The organism is Prosthecobacter sp. GW821-HT29F12 (genome assembly GCF_058803405.1).
In genome coordinates this window covers 7,568,082-7,587,408 of record NZ_CM179517.1, presented here as the reverse complement: position 1 = coordinate 7,587,408, position 19,327 = coordinate 7,568,082, and the positions used below count along the sequence as shown (strand labels likewise).

General features: G+C 48.6%; 23 protein-coding genes. 14 read left to right on the top strand and 9 right to left on the bottom strand.

Annotated features, from left to right (window positions below; all coding sequences use genetic code 11):
* Positions 1 to 3 precede the first annotated feature (3 nt).
* From AC3RLQ_RS31175 to AC3RLQ_RS31160, 4 genes are all read left to right on the top strand, one after another.
* Positions 4 to 2,355: a methyltransferase domain-containing protein gene (locus tag AC3RLQ_RS31175; protein ID WP_493032996.1), complete on the top strand. Its 2,352-nt coding sequence runs from the start codon at positions 4 to 6 to the stop codon at positions 2,353 to 2,355.
* A 45-nt stretch (positions 2,356 to 2,400) separates the two neighbouring features.
* Complete coding sequence (locus AC3RLQ_RS31170; RefSeq protein WP_493032994.1) at positions 2,401 to 3,426, top strand: cupin-like domain-containing protein; 1,026 nt, start codon at positions 2,401 to 2,403, stop codon at positions 3,424 to 3,426.
* A 370-nt stretch (positions 3,427 to 3,796) separates the two neighbouring features.
* Positions 3,797 to 5,245, top strand: a complete 1,449-nt coding sequence (locus AC3RLQ_RS31165; protein WP_493032991.1) for an O-fucosyltransferase family protein — start codon at positions 3,797 to 3,799, stop codon at positions 5,243 to 5,245.
* 16 nt (positions 5,246 to 5,261) lie between these two features.
* Positions 5,262 to 6,095: a sulfotransferase domain-containing protein gene (locus tag AC3RLQ_RS31160; RefSeq protein WP_493032989.1), complete on the top strand. Its 834-nt coding sequence runs from the start codon at positions 5,262 to 5,264 to the stop codon at positions 6,093 to 6,095.
* A 105-nt stretch (positions 6,096 to 6,200) separates the two neighbouring features.
* Here the strand turns inward: AC3RLQ_RS31160 and AC3RLQ_RS31155 are convergent, their stop codons facing one another.
* Complete coding sequence (locus AC3RLQ_RS31155) at positions 6,201 to 7,034, bottom strand: 2OG-Fe(II) oxygenase (protein ID WP_493032987.1); 834 nt, start codon at positions 7,032 to 7,034, stop codon at positions 6,201 to 6,203.
* A gap of 428 nt (positions 7,035 to 7,462) precedes the next feature.
* On the opposite strand from AC3RLQ_RS31155, the gene AC3RLQ_RS31150 reads away from it, so the two are divergent.
* From AC3RLQ_RS31150 to AC3RLQ_RS31105, 10 genes are all read left to right on the top strand, one after another.
* Positions 7,463 to 7,981 (top strand): hypothetical protein, encoded by a 519-nt coding sequence (locus tag AC3RLQ_RS31150; RefSeq protein ID WP_493032985.1) that lies wholly within the window; start codon positions 7,463 to 7,465, stop codon positions 7,979 to 7,981.
* A gap of 6 nt (positions 7,982 to 7,987) precedes the next feature.
* On the top strand, positions 7,988 to 8,761 hold the full coding sequence (locus AC3RLQ_RS31145; protein WP_493032983.1) for a hypothetical protein: 774 nt from the start codon (positions 7,988 to 7,990) through the stop codon (positions 8,759 to 8,761).
* Positions 8,762 to 8,772: 11 nt separating this feature from the next.
* The gene (locus AC3RLQ_RS31140) at positions 8,773 to 9,606 is read left to right on the top strand and encodes an endonuclease/exonuclease/phosphatase family protein (protein WP_493032981.1); all 834 of its coding nucleotides are present in this window, start codon (positions 8,773 to 8,775) and stop codon (positions 9,604 to 9,606) included.
* A 137-nt stretch (positions 9,607 to 9,743) separates the two neighbouring features.
* Entirely contained in the window at positions 9,744 to 10,982 is a 1,239-nt protein-coding gene (locus AC3RLQ_RS31135; protein ID WP_493032979.1) for a hypothetical protein, read from the top strand.
* An 83-nt stretch (positions 10,983 to 11,065) separates the two neighbouring features.
* Positions 11,066 to 11,557 (top strand): putative molybdenum carrier protein, encoded by a 492-nt coding sequence (locus AC3RLQ_RS31130; protein WP_493032977.1) that lies wholly within the window; start codon positions 11,066 to 11,068, stop codon positions 11,555 to 11,557.
* A gap of 56 nt (positions 11,558 to 11,613) precedes the next feature.
* Positions 11,614 to 11,886, top strand: a complete 273-nt coding sequence (locus AC3RLQ_RS31125) for a hypothetical protein (protein WP_493032975.1) — start codon at positions 11,614 to 11,616, stop codon at positions 11,884 to 11,886.
* Positions 11,887 to 11,906: 20 nt separating this feature from the next.
* On the top strand, positions 11,907 to 12,398 hold the full coding sequence (locus AC3RLQ_RS31120) for a tetratricopeptide repeat protein (protein WP_493032973.1): 492 nt from the start codon (positions 11,907 to 11,909) through the stop codon (positions 12,396 to 12,398).
* Positions 12,349 to 12,648, top strand: a complete 300-nt coding sequence (locus AC3RLQ_RS31115; protein ID WP_493032971.1) for a hypothetical protein — start codon at positions 12,349 to 12,351, stop codon at positions 12,646 to 12,648. Before AC3RLQ_RS31120 ends, AC3RLQ_RS31115 begins: the two co-directional genes overlap by 50 nt.
* Positions 12,649 to 12,684: 36 nt before the next feature.
* Positions 12,685 to 12,981: a hypothetical protein gene (locus tag AC3RLQ_RS31110; protein WP_493032969.1), complete on the top strand. Its 297-nt coding sequence runs from the start codon at positions 12,685 to 12,687 to the stop codon at positions 12,979 to 12,981.
* A gap of 34 nt (positions 12,982 to 13,015) precedes the next feature.
* A complete protein-coding gene (locus AC3RLQ_RS31105) occupies positions 13,016 to 13,501 on the top strand; it encodes a DUF2726 domain-containing protein (RefSeq protein WP_493032967.1) in 486 nt (161 codons plus the stop codon).
* 210 nt (positions 13,502 to 13,711) lie between these two features.
* Here the strand turns inward: AC3RLQ_RS31105 and AC3RLQ_RS31100 are convergent, their stop codons facing one another.
* The 8 genes from AC3RLQ_RS31100 to AC3RLQ_RS31065 all read right to left on the bottom strand — a co-directional run bounded on the left by AC3RLQ_RS31100 (position 13,712) and on the right by AC3RLQ_RS31065 (position 19,319).
* The gene (locus tag AC3RLQ_RS31100; protein WP_493032965.1) at positions 13,712 to 13,963 is read right to left on the bottom strand and encodes a hypothetical protein; all 252 of its coding nucleotides are present in this window, start codon (positions 13,961 to 13,963) and stop codon (positions 13,712 to 13,714) included.
* Positions 13,960 to 14,469: a hypothetical protein gene (locus tag AC3RLQ_RS31095; RefSeq protein WP_493032963.1), complete on the bottom strand. Its 510-nt coding sequence runs from the start codon at positions 14,467 to 14,469 to the stop codon at positions 13,960 to 13,962. The genes AC3RLQ_RS31100 and AC3RLQ_RS31095 overlap by 4 nt, the downstream gene beginning before the upstream one ends.
* 97 nt (positions 14,470 to 14,566) lie before the next feature.
* The gene (locus AC3RLQ_RS31090) at positions 14,567 to 15,847 is read right to left on the bottom strand and encodes an AAA family ATPase (RefSeq protein ID WP_493032961.1); all 1,281 of its coding nucleotides are present in this window, start codon (positions 15,845 to 15,847) and stop codon (positions 14,567 to 14,569) included.
* A complete protein-coding gene (locus AC3RLQ_RS31085) occupies positions 15,837 to 16,262 on the bottom strand; it encodes a CHC2 zinc finger domain-containing protein (RefSeq protein WP_493032959.1) in 426 nt (141 codons plus the stop codon). Before AC3RLQ_RS31085 ends, AC3RLQ_RS31090 begins: the two co-directional genes overlap by 11 nt.
* A 114-nt stretch (positions 16,263 to 16,376) precedes the next feature.
* Positions 16,377 to 16,817 carry a helix-turn-helix domain-containing protein gene (locus AC3RLQ_RS31080; protein ID WP_493032957.1) on the bottom strand — a complete coding sequence of 147 codons (441 nt, stop codon included), beginning with the start codon at positions 16,815 to 16,817 and terminating at the stop codon, positions 16,377 to 16,379.
* 75 nt (positions 16,818 to 16,892) lie between these two features.
* Positions 16,893 to 17,726: a hypothetical protein gene (locus AC3RLQ_RS31075; protein ID WP_493032955.1), complete on the bottom strand. Its 834-nt coding sequence runs from the start codon at positions 17,724 to 17,726 to the stop codon at positions 16,893 to 16,895.
* A 72-nt stretch (positions 17,727 to 17,798) separates the two neighbouring features.
* Positions 17,799 to 18,173 (bottom strand): hypothetical protein, encoded by a 375-nt coding sequence (locus tag AC3RLQ_RS31070; protein ID WP_493032953.1) that lies wholly within the window; start codon positions 18,171 to 18,173, stop codon positions 17,799 to 17,801.
* Between the two features lie 486 nt (positions 18,174 to 18,659).
* Positions 18,660 to 19,319 (bottom strand): hypothetical protein, encoded by a 660-nt coding sequence (locus tag AC3RLQ_RS31065; RefSeq protein ID WP_493032951.1) that lies wholly within the window; start codon positions 19,317 to 19,319, stop codon positions 18,660 to 18,662.
* Between the last annotated feature and the right edge of the window lie 8 nt (positions 19,320 to 19,327).

The window sequence follows — 19,327 nt, the reverse complement described above, 5'->3', positions numbered from 1 at the left end:
TTTATGACATCACCATCAAGTAAAGATCAAGAACTGGCGAAAGCGGTCAACGATCCCCCGACGCCAAATAACGCAATTGTGACCGGATTATGGATCGGAGAGGCATTGCCTCCGTTGGCAGAGCTGTGCATCAGGTCGTATCAGGACCATGGTTTCACGTTTCAATTACTCGTCTATGCCCCCCCAAAAAATCTCCCTGAAGGTACCATACTACTGGATGCAAACGAAATCCTAGCTGAAAGCGAGTTGTTTACTCATTCAACAGGCAGCCTAGCACCCACTGCGGATAGGATAAGGTATAAATTTTTAGCCGAGCGAGGTGGACTCTGGACAGATATGGACGTGGTTTGCCTGAAACAATTCGTCCCTCCGGACCAGCCGTGGTTTGCCCTTCAAGAACCCGGAATAGCCAATCTTGCCGTATTGAGTTTCCCTGCCGGACATGAAGTTATGACAGCATTGGAACGACAGATGGCGGACCCGGCAGAACCAATGGGGTGGGATGACCCAGGCCAATTAGCCGTCAAGAGCTGCTGGCGCGCCTCGATGCCGGATGTAAAGCAGCGTCAGATGCATGCCGAATGGAGCCTTGGGGGTCCAGAAGGATTCACACGTGCCCTGAAGCATAATGACCTGTTTCATCTGGCTGAACCACAGAGCACTTTCAATCCCGTCCATTATACGGGATGGAGGTGGAGTTTTGATGGAACCTTGTTCGAAGGACATCCGCTCTTTTCAGACACATTGGCGATACATCTCTGGGCGGAGCTGCAGAGAAGAGAGCCTGACGCACTGGAATATATGTCGACGGAAAGTATCGTGGCCCAGTTAATGCGGAAACATCGTTGCCGGACCTGCTCTGCCGCCACGAAAGGTTATTCACCTAGCTCAAAAAAACCCAGGATACTCGTTGCAATTTGTAGCTGCCGGAAACACGCCCTGAGACGTCAGACCATCCGCGAAACCTGGCTCTCTGAAGCAGTTGATAACATTGAAGCAAAGTTTTTCGTTGGCACTGACCAGTCTCCTGAAAAGACTGACGTTCATTCCGCCAATGAACACGCATTTGAGCCGGATACAGTTATAGTAAGCGCGAATGACGACTATGAACACCTTCCGCAGAAGGTTCGCGCTTTCTTTACACATGCCGTCAAAAATGAAGCCTTTGACTGGTTATTCAAATGCGACGATGACACATATGTTGTATTGGAGCGTCTTCATGATCTCCTAGACGCGAGATACGAAATTATTGGCAATCCATACCTGGCAGAGCGAGGTTCCCCTAGCGGAGGTGCGGGTTATTTCCTCTCACACCGCATTGTGGAGACACTGGCAAAAGACGATAGCCTACCGATGATTGGAGACGAAGACATAGTCATTGGGACGGCTGCGATTCGTAACGGTGCTCAGCCCCTGTCAACAGGAAGGTTGCGGATGGACGCAGCAGTAATTCCCAAGAAGGATAATAACATTGTGACGGCCCACTGGTGCAGTACAGAACAGATGAGCAGCATCCACTCGATTCTGAGGAAGGAACCTCAAAGAGAGATCAAAATCCGTCATCCTTCCTGGAATGATTGTGTCCAGCTTTTTGACTCGGGTGCTTTTACCCGTGTCTCAACGAACTGCTACGGGAAGTGGGCCGAAAACACCGATGGGGAACTGCACTTGCATTGGTTCAACTGGCCGCCAGAGGTCTTTCACCGCTCCATCGCGACTTCCATTCAAGTCACTTCTGTATTCTCCTCAGAAAAAGTAATTTATCATTTCAAAGGAGTGCTGGAAAAATTGACAGATTTAACTCTCGGTTCCGTCCCCCCCCCAATATTGGTACATCTGGGTTGCGGGCCGAACCGGTTGCTTGGCTGGCAAAATCTGGATATGCCAGAAATCGACATCCGACATCCCCTTCCATGGAAGAGTTCGTTCATTGATGCGCTCTTTTTGGAACACGTCATAGAACATGTGAGTCCCGCGGAGGCCTATTGCTTCATGCGCGAGTCCTATAGGGTACTTAAGCCCGGAGGAATTCTGCGGCTTGCGTTTCCGGACGTCCTCCGAATCGCACGATTGGGAGACGCCGCTTACATTAACTTTATCACTCAACATGGCTGGGGAGATGGGAGCCCTGGGAGTGCGATAGCCTCCATTGTTCTAAACCATGGCCATCAAAGTGTCTTGTCTGCGGAAATCATGGCGGTTCTATTAGAATCCGTGGGTTTTAAAGTCCGCCATGAGGCACCTGGAACATCTACAGTTTCATTCCTGAAGAACCTTGAACGTCACGGCACGCAAATTGGACATGAGTTTAATGCCATTGAAACAGCGTGTGTAGAGGGCGTTAAGCCGGCATAAGATCAGCTCAAATATTAATTCGATTGGAACCAATATTTTATTACTATGAGTTTTGACCCAACCGTAGGAGTGTCTCCAGATTGGCTTGACTGGATGCGTGAGAACATCGCATTAGGAGCAAAGAAAGAGTCCTTGATCAGTGTTTTAGAAGAAAAGGGGTTTCCACCCAACGTCGCAAGTGCATTACTGATAGTTTTCGGAATGGCACCTCCAAATAGTGCAGAGCAATATTCAGATTTGAAGTTGAGAAAAGCCAAATGGCTATTGAATTCCCTTCGTGAACTGAATGAACTTGCCGGAGGATTTGGTTCGGTTCAAGAACGAACACAATTGAACAAAGAAGAATTTTTCTCGCATTTCTACGCACACAATACTCCCGTCATCTACCGGCAATGCCTGTCACCCTCAAGTCTTGAGAGCTCTCTTGATTGGGATGTTATTTGCAAAAAAGCTGGCCACTTCCAAGTGGAGATTCAGGAAGGTCGCTCTTCTACTACTGATTTTGAGAAGAAATCAGATGCCCTAAGGTCGAAGGCACTTTTTAGTGATTTTTTAAACCGAGTGGTAACAGTCAAAGAATCAAATGACTTTTATATGACTGCCAGGAACACATCGTCTAATGCCGATCTTCTTAACCAAGTTCTCGACACAGCGGCAGTCTGTCCGGAGTTGCTCGATGGAACTCGTTCACACAACAACGTTTTTCTATGGATTGGCCCCAAAGGTACATTTACACCAGCTCACCATGACCTGACGAATAATCTCTTCCTTCAGGTCAAGGGTTCCAAGTCATTCAGATTGGCTTCTAGCTTGGCCCTTCTGGAGGTAGGCAATAACCATCACTGCTTCACAAAGACTCCACTTTCTGAAGTTGACCAGAGCAGACAGCAAGCAGGACTACCACCCGTTTCGTTCACGGTGACCGTCAACGAGGGAGATGTATTGTTTATTCCCATCGGATGGTGGCACGAGGTGACTGGAATCGAACCTTCGATATCGGTATCCGCCACTAATTTTAGGGCGAAAAATGACTTCTTTCGTAACTACATTTTTTTTGGCTCGCTGGATTAAAACAGTATATCTTTTTCGAAAATACGAAGGCTCCAACGAAAGTGACATATCTCATTAATAAAAACAGATGAATGTAACAGACACCACGATCGAGTGCATCTCAGGCGAGCTTTACTTCTCCTCACCATTGCAATGTGCCTTAAATCCACTGGCGTCATTCGTGTTCAGCGCAATCAACAAGGCGTATTCTTGTAGTAGGATAATCAAAGCTGCGTCCGAGATGTTTCAGCAAATAGAGGGGGCACCGGTCTCCATGGAGGACGTCGTAGATCTTATACAGACGAGACTTCGGCTGCATAGGTTCCTCCATGAGGGTGCAGCCGCCTGTCACTTCTACAGATTTAGAACGTCCGTTCCGCCATCCAAATGCTTGAAAAACTATGTTGAATTGTTTCCACTGGTTTATTCCACTGCACATGTTCCGACCTCCGACGGCGAACCGCTTCATCCTCCGCAGGATATGAGACCCGCTGGAGAAGGTGAAACGTCGTCTTGCATGGGCTGTGAGCCTACATCTTTCGAAACCTCTCGCTGGCAATTCGATCCCATCAAACTGGAGGAGTTTTTGTTGGCTGAATCTGCGGGGAATGCTGGGCTTAATATTCTTCCGGTAACAGAGGGACGCCGCAATGCGGGCCACGACAGGTACCTACTTTTCAGACTGCATGAAGGGGGATTGAACAACCAACTCATGTCTTTGGAGATTGCCGTGGGCCAGGCTCATGCAACGGGTAGAAAACTGGTCCTCTACGGCACCGGCGGTGGTGACAGGAAGATTCAGGAATGTGGGGGAAACTTTACGGGCTTTCCAAAAATAGTCCAGGATCTCTTGGCTCCCTGCCCCGCCTCTCCTTCCTTATTGGAGTTGATCACTCCCCTTCCAGTCGAGACATTGAGCTATTCGGAATTCAGGCGTCTACATATACGGTCCCGGTTGAACATTCGTCATATGCAGCAAGGGATTGCCGATTCAGTTTTTGTCGGGGAAAAAGGAGCCTCGGATCAAGGCGACCTGCGAGATTTCGCGGACGGGAGAGCCGTGATTCACGATTCCGAGGAGGAAGTCATTCACATTAACCGTATGACCCTGGGCTACTATTCAAGATACTTTTACAAGCCAGCCGCCTCGATGGGTGAGACCATCAATGACATTCAATTTCTCAGTGAATATAAGGAGCTGGCCAAGGTCATTCTTGACGAATTAGGAGAGTTCGATGGCATGCATGTAAGGCTGACAGATTTCCGAGTATTTCGTCCCGATACTTTGGAAACGTTCGAATCAGACATGTGCAGATGCGTCGATGAGATGTTTGGATCGAGTGACTGCCTCGTCATCTCAACGGACGAATCCCGCAATCGCGATTTTTTCAAGAGTCTTAGAACCTCAAAAAGAAAAATCGTGTTTTTGGATGATTTCATTGCACTCGCCTTCAAGGAAAGGTTCCGTAAGCTACCAATGGCGGGCAAGATTGGGTTTGGCCTTCTGTGCAATTTAATCATGCAGAGTTCCCGTCAGTTTGCCGGAACTCCTGCCAGCACTTATACTGGCATGATTCAGCGCAGCATATGCATGAGAAGAAAATCCGCCAGCCTGCCGTTTCAATCTCATGAAGATAACACATTTCGTTTCATAAACAGCGGTTTCAAATTCACCTTGGAAGGATTTCAAAATTTTCAATATAACGATGTGAAGGAAGGACGTTATAGCTGGAACCGAATCAACCTTCCAATTGCCACTCAAGTGAAATCCTGGTTCCGGGAGTGGCCCGAATGTGATAACTCATCTAGTAAGATCAAGATCAAATCGTATTCATCTTAACTTTTATATCTCTCCCATGTTACGCTGGCTTGCATCTTATCCAAAATCCGGAAGCACCTGGATCCGGGCATTTCTTTCTGCCTACTTGCAAAAACTCAGCTCTAAGGAAGAGTTTGATTTGAACCTGATTTCCGATATCACAGTATCGGAGAGCCTAGGGGTTCTGTTCCAACGGATAAGTGGAAAAGCGATTGGGGAAATGTCTGAAGAAGAGATTCACGCACTCCGCTTTAGAGTCCAGGACAGTCTCGCCCGACAAATCGGCAGCACGAGGGTAGTCAAGACACATAATGCGTTCAGGACATTTGACGGTTACCCCTTGGTGAACTCAAAAGTGACGGACAGAGCCCTATACGTGGTCAGAAATCCCCTGGATGTCGTAGACTCACTAGCCGATCACGCCGGTATTTCCCGAGACGAATCCCTGAATCAAATGGGCAACAGAAGACAACGCCTCAGGGCCACCTCGAAGATGATCACCCAACACTTGGACACTTGGAGTGGGCATGTTCAGTCCTGGTCAGATCAGACCGAGTTCCCAGTAAAGGTGGTCAGGTACGAAGACCTTCTAACGGAACCTTGTCTTTTTTTCCAGCAGGTGATCCATTTCTTTGGGTATCCCGACAATGCTGACGCCCTTGGATGGGCGGTTGAAAAAACCTGCTTTGACTCTTTGAGAGGGATCGAAGATCGCCATGGATTTGCTGAATCTAGCAGTACTTCAACAATGGGACGCTTTTTTCGGCATGGGAAGATGAATCGTTGGCGATCCATCTTAACACCGGGACAAGTTGACAAAGTAGTAAAAGAGCATGGTGCGGTTATGGATATCTACGGTTACATGCCATAGTCGTACAACTCCGGCTTTGCCCTAGACTTGTACAATTGCGCGTTCAAAACGGCTCAATTTTTGGAATAATTGCGCTTAAAGGAGGCTGTCAAATGCGCCCGCCTTTCAGTCGAACATGGGTCCCGTTCCTTTTTCTCGAAACCACTTGGTAATTATATATTTCTCCCCTTCCTCGACAGGCAATCCGCAATGAATAGTGTCAGGGTTTGGCTGCCCATCTGTATGAAGATTATTCCAAACAACAGCAACCCCTTTTTTTGGGAAAAACGTTTTCTGTATGTTTAAAAACTCGGTTCCTCCACCCTTTTGAGTTTCATTAAGATAAACCATCACAGTCCATGTGCGATTACCACTGACACTTGCATGCTCTGCATATTGCTCAGGATCAAAGTAGTCAGTATGAGGTTTAAATTGTTGACCAACTTTATATTTTTGCGCCTGAATACCCTCCGAGTAGGTTAAGTTAATGCCGAGAGCTGCAGAGATTTTTTGATCGATTGCAGCAACAATGGGATTCTTAATAAGCGACAAATCGCATGTGGAACTGGTGCGGAATTGTGTGTCACTTGAATCCCCTGAAATTGTAGATGCTCGCAGATTTGCATCGATGATTTGGATAATTTGATCGCATTCCCAGCAACTCATGAAATCCTTAATCAGGTAGATCTGGGCCCTTTCAGTTTCGATGCGTTGCGCCCATTCAGGAGATTGCGTAATCCGTATCTTGGAAAGCTTTCGATAGTCGACACCTGCAGCGCAGGCTTGCGGCCTCCCCAAATCCAATTCACCTGGAAATGCGGAGCCCATTGCCTCGCGAATCGAATCCATGCAAAACCCTTCTTTGTCGAGTATTTGAACAATGCCTTTAGGAGAACACTGTCGTTCCACGTTTTCTTTTACCCACGCCTTCCAACTAAGATCTAGTGTTTTTCCGTTCATAACACGCTTTTTGTCGAGTTTATTTCCTGCCTGTAAACACCACTATCGGTAATTTGTCTTTGTCTTCAATAATGCGGCGGAAACAATGCCCGCATCGGAATCTGTGCAACATATTTTCAATGCAAATAAGCGCAGGTAGGGGGGGAACATTTAAAAAAGTAGAGGTTAGCGTGAAGGAGCCAGCTCAGATGACAGCACCAATGTAGCCAGGCATTCATGGAGGGCCCGTGGACAAGACTTGCAGACGGCCGCTGAATCATGGGTTCAAGGATCAAATTGTCACGACTTTAGCCAAATCCTAAATATGTCCATGCCTCGCGCACGGAATTCATCAGACGTTCTTAAGAAAACACAAAAGAAGTCGTTCATTTGTGCTGGCCTTGGGTCTGTTCATTCCATAGATTCGCAATCGATCCTTGCTTGCCTCTATGAAATCCATTCTGCTTTACGCCTTCCTGGTTCTTGGAGCTGTGACCTCGTTTGGAGCTGATACCCCCATTGAGATCAACCTCTTGGATGGATCCCGTATCAAAGGTCGTGTGATGTCGGCAACTGCTTCCGAGATCACATTCATGACCGATTTTGGTGTCTCGCGTATTCCTCTCGAAAAGCTGACCCCGGAATCCAAACAGGCCGTCACTCAAGGAGCCAAACCGGACGTTGATGCTTTGTTAAGGAGGGTTGCGGAGCTCGAAGCAAAGGTGTCTCAGCTTCAGCAGGAAAATGAATCCCTGCGCCGGCAAGCCGTAACAGCCACACCTACCTATCGCCCACCATCAGGAGCACAATCACTGACGCCTCCGGGATCGACCACACAACCAGCAGCAGGGGCAAGCCACACCATCAGCTCAACCGGCAAACGGCACAATTCAGGGTGCCGTTATTTTGGGACTGGCAGATCTTGTGGACCAACTGAGGGAGTCGCATGCAAAATCTGCGGTGGTTGATTCAATATGAAAGACGGCCTGTATATTGGTATCGACGTTGCTTGCGCTAAGGGCAAAACTCTTCCTGTCGCTGGAATCGTGTTGCGTAGTGGAGTTCGCAAACTTGCAAATCTGCGTGCACCTGGTTTTCCGTCACCGCCAAAAGGATGTGGAAACCGTCTGATCGCGGAGGACATTTTCCAAGCAAGGAAGTTCGCTCTTGAAGCATGTGCCTGGCTCACAGAGCTCGAAAGCTCGGCGTGCGAGAAGATCTTCAAAATCGCCATTGATGCCCCCAGAAGACCACGTCTTCGTCACCTTCCTGTCAGGGAATCAGAGTTGGCCCTTCAAGAAGCCAATATTCAGTTCATAAAGACGCCAGCAGAACACGAGTTTGGTGAAAAACGAAAGGAGGCTGCTAATCATCTGCTTTCTGGCAAGCCGGTGAACTCCCTCCCTGGAGCCAATCTTTGGTGGATGTGCGTTGGCTTTGCCCTGTTTGAAACCCTTACCGATCATTGGGACTGTGTCGAAACCTACCCGCAAGCCATTCTTCATCAGATCAAAGACGTAGGTTCACACAAGGGCAAAGATCATGCAAAGCAGCTTGCCCACATCATTTCGATTTCCGGGATTCAGGAGCTTTCCTCCGGAACGCTTCGTGACCGTTCATTTGGGGCCCCTCATGACAGGGTTGATGCTCTGATGTCTGCATGGGTAGCCAGCCTCCCTCAGAACCAAATTCACACATTTGGGACTACCCCGGAAGATCAGATCTGCGTTCCCACCCTTGTCATATGATGCCAAGGTTCATGATTCTGGCGCTCCTTGCCTGCATCGCTTTTGGAACGAACTTGAATGCTGCTGATGTCGTTCGCCTGGTCACTTGGAACTTGGAGTGGTTCCCTGGAAAGAAACCAGCGGCGTCACAGGAGGGACGGGACAAGCATTTTATGGAGGTGGCTGCTGTCTTGCCTCAGATGCGTGCAGACATTATCGTTTTGGAGGAGGTGAGGAATGATGAAGCTGCTCAACGTCTGGAGAAGCTGATGCCTGGGTTTTCTGTGCACGTTACTAGCCGATTCCCGGACAGTTTTACTCACAAGCTGGGAGAACAGCAGATCACCATTCTCTCGCGTTTTAAGGCCGATTCTGCATGGTCTGAGTCATGGAAGAAGGGTTGGGCTCGGGCTCCTCGTGGCTATGCGTATGCGAAGCTCCTGATCTCTGGGAAGCCACTGCATGTTTATGGCCTGCATCTGAAGAGCAATCTCGGCAATCCAGTCGAGAACACATCCAAGAGGGAGGATGCCATGGAGCAGTTGATTGAGCACACAAAGGAATACTGCAAACCCGGTGAGGGAGTGGTTGTGGTCGGGGATTTCAACACGTCCAAGGAGCAGGTCAATCTCGCTGGGGACACGACCTTGAAGAAAGTCGAGGCGGCAGGATTCTTTTGGACGTTTGAAGGAATACCACTCGAACATCGCATCACCATTCCACGAAAAGGCTCATACCCGGACGCCTGCTTTGACCACATCTTCGTGAGGGATCTCGGAAAACCTGCCGCAATGGTGCTGAAGGACACACCCGGCAGCGATCATTTTCCTGTGGTTGTGGATCTCGTCGTCCAAGATCGCCCTTAACCCACTATCTCCTTGAAATATCTGCCGTCACCGCATGTTTGGCTTTTGCACAGCGCCACATTAAGAATCTTTTTGCCGCTCTACTTTTCTGATCCGACTTGATTTTCTAACTGCACGATCAATTCACCACAATAATTATGTCACGTCATTTTTCATGCCGATCATTCAATGAAGATCAATGGCACTCCTACAGGCAGACCCTTGAGAATCAGCTAGTGACCGAAATCCATTCTCAACGAAAGGAGTACATCATTGCTGTCGACGAGAGTCAGTATATAAGCCACCTGATTGATAAATATACTCTCTCTCCTCTTGTGGTTGACAACGAGAGCGAGACAATTGCAAATCCCACGACTCTCGTGCAGACCAGAGAAGATTATGGAAGGCGTTTCCAAGTCGAAGCCTATGCCTTCAATATTAAATATCGTTTTACTGGCTCAGCAGGCTTGTTTCGGGTTCAGCCGTCGACATGGACTATGACAACGGCGGCAATACAAGTGGAGCCGGAAACATCCGAAGTGAGCTTTGAAGTCGTAATCGGGAAGAAAAGCCCCGAAGAATTTGCAAGAGCAAAGAAAGAAACCTGGAATAACGCTTTCTGTAACATCGGAAGCATCAACAATTGCGCCGCCGAGTGGAACAACGCACTTCCAGGGATTATCAATAGAACTTTCAATAGTAGGAAGAAGCACTTTTTAGATGAGAACAACTTTTTCGCTGCGATCAATGTAAAACCTTCATCGGCCAGCAGTGGGATTTTCTCTGTTCCACTTATTGAAAAAAAGAAAATCCCTCAACCTCAAATTACGCCCGGAACAACCTTCACTGCTGAGCCATCCTTCGCTGAATCGACTTATAGGGACATTCTCAAGCTCATGCACAGTATTGGAACGTCAATGGAACAAAAGCCATCTCTATACATCGGAAAAGAAGAAGAAGCCCTAAGAGACCATTTTCTCACGTTTATGGAAACCCGCTATGAAGGAACAACTGCATCAGGTGAAACTTTTAATCGCGGTGGAAAAACTGACATTCTCCTCAAATACCAAGATGGGAGCAACTTGTTCGTCGCAGAGTGCAAGTTTTGGTCAGGCCCGACAGGATTGCATGATGCGATCACTCAACTTTTCGATCGCTATCTTACTTGGCGTGACTCCAAGACGGCCCTGATTCTTTTTGTTCGAAACAAGGATTTTACGAATGTCTTAGCCACAATACAAGCCGAGGCAAAGAAGAGCAAATATTTCACGAAGGCCCTTCCTAAAAGCAACGACTCCTCATTTGCGTTCGAATTCCACCTTCCTCAGGACACGAAGAAGCCGGTTCAGTTTGAGATAATGGCGTTCCACTTTGATAAGGCGTCACCCACTCAGTAGATCTGTTTGAAACCAGGCACATCTCTCGTCCGTCCGGAAAGACTTGTAGTTGTCATAGGGCTACGTTTGCAGAATATGCGTCCATGGGCATCACCAAAATCATCTCAGGAGCACAGACAGGCGCGGACAGAGCTGGTCTTGATGTCGCGCTCGTCCACGATTTTCCTCATGGTGGCTGGTGTCCGAAAGGAAGGAAGGCAGAAGATGGCCCGATTGATGCGAAATACGACCTCACGGAAACGCCAAGCGCAAATTATCTCCAACGCACCGAATGGAATGTGCGAGATACGGATGGCACCATTGTCTTCACGATGGCCGAGGAAATCACAGGTGGATCAATGCGAACGGTCGAATTTGCCAAGAAGCACAACAAGCCCTGCCTCCATGTGTCCAAAGCAGATTCGAAACTGCCTGAATCATTGGTGACCGACTTTATGAAGAAGCACGGCATCAAATTGCTCAACATTGCTGGATCACGAGAGAGCAAGGAACCGGGCATCAACAAATGGGTAAAGCAGGTTCTGGATCGGGCGTTGTTTTCCACTGAGTCTCTGGGAGGAGCTGGAGAGGGATAGACTGACACCTTTGCAATAATTGACCTCAGGAAATTCTACGCGAAATATCTGCCCACATGGAGAAAAACAGCGAGACAGAGGAAAAGTTCGGAGCAGGGTTCGGCGCCACGGCCGGAACTGCTGCGGGAATCGGTGGTGGCGTAGCGGCTGTTTCGGCAGCAGGCACGACTGCAGGTTTATCTGGCGCAGGAATCACTTCAGGGCTTGCTGCGATTGGGGGAACCGCAATTGGTGGAATAGCAGTGATTGCTGCTGGCACTGTTCTGTTGGCTGCAGGTGGTGCGTGGGGCGGGTATAAACTGGTTCAGTGGTGGAAAACCAAAGACTGAACCCTGGGCCAAAGCAGACGATGAAAATGCCCCATGATGAATTCAGGAGGATGTGTGAGGCTGTCGAAGGTTATACTGCTTTGGGTTTGCTTGACGAGGCCCTCAATATTTTGGAGGATCTGCCGCCCAACCTGAAGATCACCAGAGAGGTCATCACACTGCACATGGGCATCCTCTTGAAGTCGAAGGATTATCTGAAAGCGTCTTACCTGGCTGAGAGCTTGAGCCTGAGCGATCCAGATAACAAGGAGCTGATGATGGAAGTTGCTCACCTTCGATATGACGCCGGCGATCCAAGGGAAGCACTCGACTGGTTGAATCAGATCGATCCCAAATGTGTTTCCCTCGCTCCCTACCATCATCTGAAGGCCAAGTGTTATGCAGCCCTCGGAGACCAAGAAAAGTGCCGGCATTCCTTGACGATTGCCCACGCCATTGACCCTGAACTGAAATTGGAAAGCCTTGAAGATCCAGCGTTTGAATCGATATTCGGCAAAGATCCCACCATTTAACACCATGTCCATCCCCTCCGTCTCTCAACTCCGCCATGCCCTCAAGATCGCAGAAAAACTCGAATCCATGGAGGAAGAGCTTGCTTCGATCTTGGGCGAATCCAGTGATCAGGCTCCAAAGGCTAAAAAAGGCCCAGGGCGACCAGCCAAGAAGGCCAAACGCCAGATGTCTGAAGAGGGCCGTAAGCGCATAGCCGAAGCCCAGAAAAAGCGTTGGGCGGCTAAAAAGAAGGCAGACAGCAAGAAGTGACCGAACCCCTGAGGCTACAACAACCCGTTAGACCCTATGCTGCACCACGACTTTGAGCGCCCGTTGAAGGATCTTGCCTGTATGGAAGATTATCGGGCACGAGATCAAGAAACGGCCCAGAAATATGGAAAGACAGTCAAGGCGATAGGAATCACGAACAGGGAGTACCGACAACGCTTCGACAAGCTGGCGGGTATTCGGTCCATGAAACCTCCTCCCAGCAGCGCCATCCATATCATGATGGGCTTCCTCGTCGTTCGTAAATTAGGCCCCCCCCCCCCCGGCAATATGAAACTTGGATGTCCGGTGATGTCTTCGATGAACTTTATGTGACGTCCGATCACAAAACCATGGCGCAGACGAAAGCATGAACAGCGGATGCCTTACACTGCTGACGTTCGGGCTTCTGCGGCGTGCGAAATCCGGCGCTAACCATCCTCTGGAAAATCCATATGGCCTGCGCGATGATTTTCTCTCGCCGGCCGAACTCTCTTTCTATCACGTGCTTCGGTCAACACTGGCGCTGGATGTGACGATCGTTATCAAACCAAGGCTAGGCGATATCCTCTTCGTCCGCCAACCACACAAGAACCAAGGAGCCCGAAACCGAATTGATCGCAAGCACGTAGACTTCCTGCTTTGCGAGACATCCACTATGAAGCCAAGACTAGTGGTGGAGTTGGATGACAGCAGCCATCAAAAGAAGGATCGTCAGGAACGGGATCAACTGGTGGATGGAGCTTTGAGGGCTGCTGGTCTTCCAATTCTACACGTGCGAGCCATGAAGAGCTACGTGCCACAGGAGCTGTTCGAACAAATTCAGCGGGCGATCAACAAGGCTGGTAGTGCATAAGCGTCCAACCCTCTCCTGACTCCCATGTTTCCGCCTCAGCGCGCATCAGGAGGTTCACAGGGATTGCTGAGGGTGGCCATAGCGGAAGTCTCATCCAGCAGCTCAAAGAGCCTCCAGAGCCCATATTGCCGCTGAGTGCTGACTCCATCTGCCTATCCCCGCTAGACCATTTTTAAAACAAATATATTGTCGTGTCTAGAGTACAGTTCCTCAATCCTGATCACCGGCATATTGGACGGCTTCATTCATCGTTGAAAAGAAGCCCAAAGGCCCCTGAGTTGTGACGATCCAATAAACCCCGAAGAAATCCATGATCAGTGTGTCGTTAATCTGTGATACCGGTTGTGACAGAAGCAGCAGGGCTAGTTTATCGATACGGGGATGCTTGATGTTTCCATTGAGCTCGTGCTGCTTCAAAAGAATGAGGTCGAGGAAGTGGTGGATGGGTGAGGGTTGGATCATGATGCCTCAACCTCCTTTTCCCACTCGCTGAAGAAGTTTGGCGTGGCATCTTTAAAATTGGCATCGTTGCGAAAGAATGCCTCCATCTCCTCTTGTGAATATTCATCTCTTTGGCCGGTGTATTCCTCCGCAAGTGCATGAAAGATCCTGGAGTGAAACCGTGTTGCCCAAGTCCCAAAATCCAGCATCGACAGGCTTGAAAAGTATGTCTTTCTTAAGTATGGGATTTTGCACGTCTCACAATACCGATGGCAGACAAACTCGCCTTCATGGAAATACAAAGCCTTCCTTGTGTTCGGGTTAACTTTGCAGATTTCACATGTGCCGGCCATCTTTGAAGCCCTGGCATAGAGCTCGTCAAAATAATCACGCTCAAGTGGAACGTAGTCGTATCGTTTTCTCAGAACGTTGTTTTCATAAAGCCACGTGGCGTATGAGGGAGCATTGAAAAAGACCCACTCAAACGTCTTCCCCTTGTGCACTCCGAAATTTAATTTGCAGTTCATTGGTCTTTGGTTTCGTCATAATTTTTGGTTTCGGTCTTTTGGGTGTATGCACTGCTGCAGCAACGGTTAAGAAAACCGTTGCTGCTGCACTACATCCTTACACCTCGATGAATGCAGCAGAGGTGTTTTGCTGCTGCTGCACTACCTTTGCTGGTGTTGTAAGCTTCGGTTTGAAGAGTGCAGCAGTGGGTTTTTGCTGCTGCTGCACTTCCTTGTTTTGACCGGTATGTGGTGGTGTGATGTCCTTAACAGGTATCGACTTGGGTTCAGGTGCGACTTTCCACTTTCCATTCTGTCCCTTGATTATCTTTTCGCTATCTTCTAAAAGTCTCCTTTTAACTGCGAACGTTCTATCCTTCATTCCGTTAAACACGCCACACGCCTCTTTCCATTCACTGGTAGTTAATTCATGGTCACCGAGAACTTCCAACAACTGGTCCGTCGTGAATTCCTCAACCCTTTTACCTGGAATTCTGAGCTTTCTTGGATCCAGTTTATCATTGCGTATCATGAGAGGAAAATCCCATTCCACACAAAACGGATCCACACGCTTAAAATCACGGAGCGTCATTTCGACAGAATAGACATCCTCTTCCTGGTGTTTCGTGATGATGACAATACCATCAGGTGAACGAGCAAAGACACCCGAACCAGAAATTCTGTCCATGGAATCCTTACCAGCCTGTCCACCTTTTGAAAAGTGATGACCTACTACGATTGCCGCCCCTGACTCAACAGCGATGGCCTCCAGTTCGTTCATTAAAGAATTGATGTCACCAGCGGAATTTTCGTCGCGATCACCTAGAACCTTATAAATGGGGTCTATAATGATCATCTTATAGTCACCATCACGAACCCGTTCTAAGATGTGTGGAGCTAATTCTTCGATGGATTGGGCATATCCTCTCAGGTTCCAAACGTCCAAATTTTTCAATGCTTTACGTGAAACATTCTTTTGGCTGCTGATAATATTCTGTCGTTGCTGGAAGTGATATTTTTTTAGTTCAAAGTCCAAGTAGAGGACCTTGCCTTGCGTTGTTTCCATGTTCCACCATGGCACTCCTGCTGCTACACTAATTGCCAGGTCGAGCAGGGCAAATGTCTTGTTGGTTTTTGAACCTCCACCATACACCATTGTCGATCCTTGAGATAAGACGCCCTTGATGAGCTCTGGAGGCATCGGTATCTTCTCGTCCATCATGTCCAAAGCATTTATTATCGGTGGCAGTGTCGATCTTTTTAGCCATTCCTTTGCACTTGGGACTGCTTTTTGAATCTCCACTGATGATGCCTTAGGAGCGCACATATTATTGGGAGAGGTGGGATTAGCCGATATTTCTACCGGCTCCCGCACATTCTTGCCTGGCTTAATTATCATGACATTCACCCTCCTCATCACGTAGGATGTTATTGGCCTGCAAATTCAATGTCACCACAGCGTCGTAAAATCCGACTTCATGCTTCTTCTTGATGTAGTCATATATGTCACCCTTCCAACCGCAATCCACACACTTGGCTCCTGCGTCATTGGACCATATATATAATTTGCCGTATTTATCTTCACAGAACGGGCAATTGCACCGCCACACACCCGGCTTTAATGAGCCCAATATTGCACCATCGTTTGCAAGGAGCTTTCTGAATGAGACTTTGCTCTTCAGCTCCTTGGCATCAATTGCGTATGTTTGATCGCTGCTTGTGGAAACCCTGGATTCGTTTTCAGGGCTTTCACAAAAAGCGTTTACTGTTCCTTGCTTGTCTTCTTTGACTGTATTCTTTGGTTTGATTTGCATAATACTAACGTTGCCCATTTGGTAGTTGTCACATGGGCGATGACTTCTGCTGTTCTTGTAGGTTTATTCGTGTTCATGATGGATAGACAATGTGGGGTAAAAAAAGAGGGGGTATTAGTTAAGGATAAGAGATGATGATAATTGTGCAGTGCGACCATCCTGGAGATACATCTTCAAGACGTGTTCGCTGCTGTCACCGTTGATTTGAAAAGTTCGTAGGCTTTGTGGAAGGATGCCAGCCAATCGGAGCTGTCTGGCTATCATATTGATAAAGGAAGAAGGGTAATCTTTTGCCTCTACCAATACCTTCTCTGTGCAGTTATTAATTGCTGAAAGAATAAATGAATCGAGTGCAGTTCCAGTGAGTTTTAGCGCAAGACCGATTTTACGAGCTTGGTATTCGCCAACACTCCTACTACCTGCTTGAAGTCCTCCGATAAGCGAGCGGGGGACTTTTGCGAGCGAGGCAAGTTCTTGATTGGTGAGTCTAGCCTCCACACGCAAGTCTGATAAATATTTTCCGAATCCCGTCTTATTCATTTTGGATAACTTCATTATTGCATACAATTTGCATTTGTCAAGCGTTAATTTATGGAAGCTACAATCAGCAAGCAAGCGGTTAACGATTCATTACGGGTCTAAATATACAAGTCTCTGCCCATAATATTCGTGTGGAAGGTATGCCCATGCGTCGTAGCGAAAACTTGAGTGAAAAATGCCCGCTTGCCCAAGGCTCGTTCTCAGTCGCTGGCATTGGAACAGCCATTCGGCTTTGTTTTCCGCCGCAATGTTAAACGTGACACTCAGGGTATGCACTCCCAATGCGACGACATCACGCACGGGAAAAAGGCGACCAGTAATTCCGGCGGTAAGGGCATTTAAGTGATTCGCTGAAATGACGGTGGTGGCGACATTCCAGGCAATCACGGCGTCAGCAACACGCTTCAAGGTCGCGTTATCGGCGTTCAGCTCATGGTTCACGCATAGCGGCCAGTAGCGATCATGGTTGACCTCTATGTCTGTCGTTACGTCATTCTGCCAAACCCTCTTTCGCCCGACACTCTGCGTGTTTAAGACAACTCGATTACCATGCGGCACAACTAGCCGAAGGTATTGCACAGCATCAACGAGCAGTGTCTCAACGGGTGATATTTCCATCAAAGGGAGAAACCTATCAAAAAATTCGCTCCATTCTCTTGCCTCTTCCGTCGCCTGAATTTCCATGAGGAGGTTATATTCCAGATCCTCGTCGATCCGTTTTTGCTTGGCAGATCCCGTATATCCATCCCATAGTTTGCCAAGTTCTTCAGCGGTTACAGGAGGATCGTAAATTGCGTTCATTATTCGGAGTGCGTCAGCGATATATTCTTCGCGCAATATCCCCGCTTTAACCGCCACAACACAATTACGATGAATCGCATGCTTTCGGGCGATTTCCGGATCTGGATGCTGTTCGTTTTCCATAATATTGAAATAATTAGAAAATGAGCCGCTCACTTCAGCTTGATTGCATCCATGAGCGGCCCGTTTTATCGCTTATGCAGCGGAGGTCTCTGCCGTGGCAGCGACAGATGCATCAGTCTGCTTGGCTCCGGTTTCTGCTGTGGGCAGGAGTTTGATCATGATCCGCGTCTGATCCTCTCCGTCCTTGTATTCCTCAATCTCCTGCGCACGTTGATCGGTGCTCGTCCTGAGTTTCTTACGCACCTTCAAGAGGAGCGCACTGTCCGGGAGGACTTCGCTGATATGGCCGAGTGTCAACGGCTTGTCATAATGCTTGAGGATGGCCTTGAGTGACACCTCGTAGTCATCGGCAATACCGAGCTCGTCGTTTTCGTCTTTGGTCTCAAGAAGAGCGATGCGCTTTTCAGCGAGATTGAGGCAAGCCGCGAGCTTTGCTTTTTGGAGCACGTCCTTATGGTTTGACATAGTTGCAGTTTTCTTTTGGTGTTTGGTCCACGCGGCATGTGCCCGTGGGTTGTTTTGAGCCGGGAGTTGTTCCGCAGCCCGAAAGGTTTGTGAGCTACTGGTGAGTTGACGCGGCCTCAGCCCCATCAATGCCGGTTGGTTGCGCCTCGATATGTGCGAGAAGGCTGGAGACCGAGTACAGCCGTATTCCTCTGCTCGCGTGTTTGTTGGTCTTCAAAGATTTGCTGACAACAGGTGGCTTAAAGCCATTTGCTTTCGTTGGCAAAATGAGCGCATTTATCGCGGAGCGTGAGAGCGAGCTGATAGGGCATCGGTATCCTGACTTTGGCAATTGCAGCCATTCAGGTCGCACCGAATAAGCTGCGTTTGACGGAGATTGATTTGTTGGATTCACGACGCCAAAGTGCGCGCCCCTGAGTTGAAAACCATGTCACGCACCCGACTTTTTGAATGACAAGTTACTGCCCCTCAAAGAAGGCGTTTCAGCACTCCTTTAATCAGCTCCACGGCCTTACGTTTGTCCCTCGCCACAGCCGTTTCATCTTTGACAGCCAGCGCAGCCCTTTGCGTCGCGATGAAATTCGGGACGTCCTTTGCCTTGCCCACGATTTTAATGAGTCGATACACCGATAGGAACTTCAACCGGTCAATGGGATGCTGTCCGCCTCTGTGCTCAGCGTGGGAACGGTCAAGCATTTGAAGTATGCTTGCGCGCGATGAGCTTGGATGGATCTCTAGCGACCACGTCGCCTGGCTATTCGTATAGCCTCCTCCAGGTGTATGAATTCGAAGGGCGAGTTCATTCCGCAGTTTGTTTAGCGACGAACAACGTGCCGCTCTGGAGGCACGTGGGAGCGAAAGAAATGGACGTTCTGGGAACTCGGGAAATGCGTCAAAGAACATTTTGCCAAGGAGGTTAGAACACCTGTCTGGGAAAAGCCCAGGGTCATCCCACACGCCGGCAGCACGATACCTGGCAACCATTTCAACGACGTCTTTATTATGGCGTGCATACTCGTAGATGTCGCACCAATGACGCTGGTCCTCTGGGCAGGTTGTGAATCGCCATTCAGCGTCTTCCAGATGTGGCACCGGCTCAATCGGTTTCGATGCGGAGATGATTTTCATAAGGATCG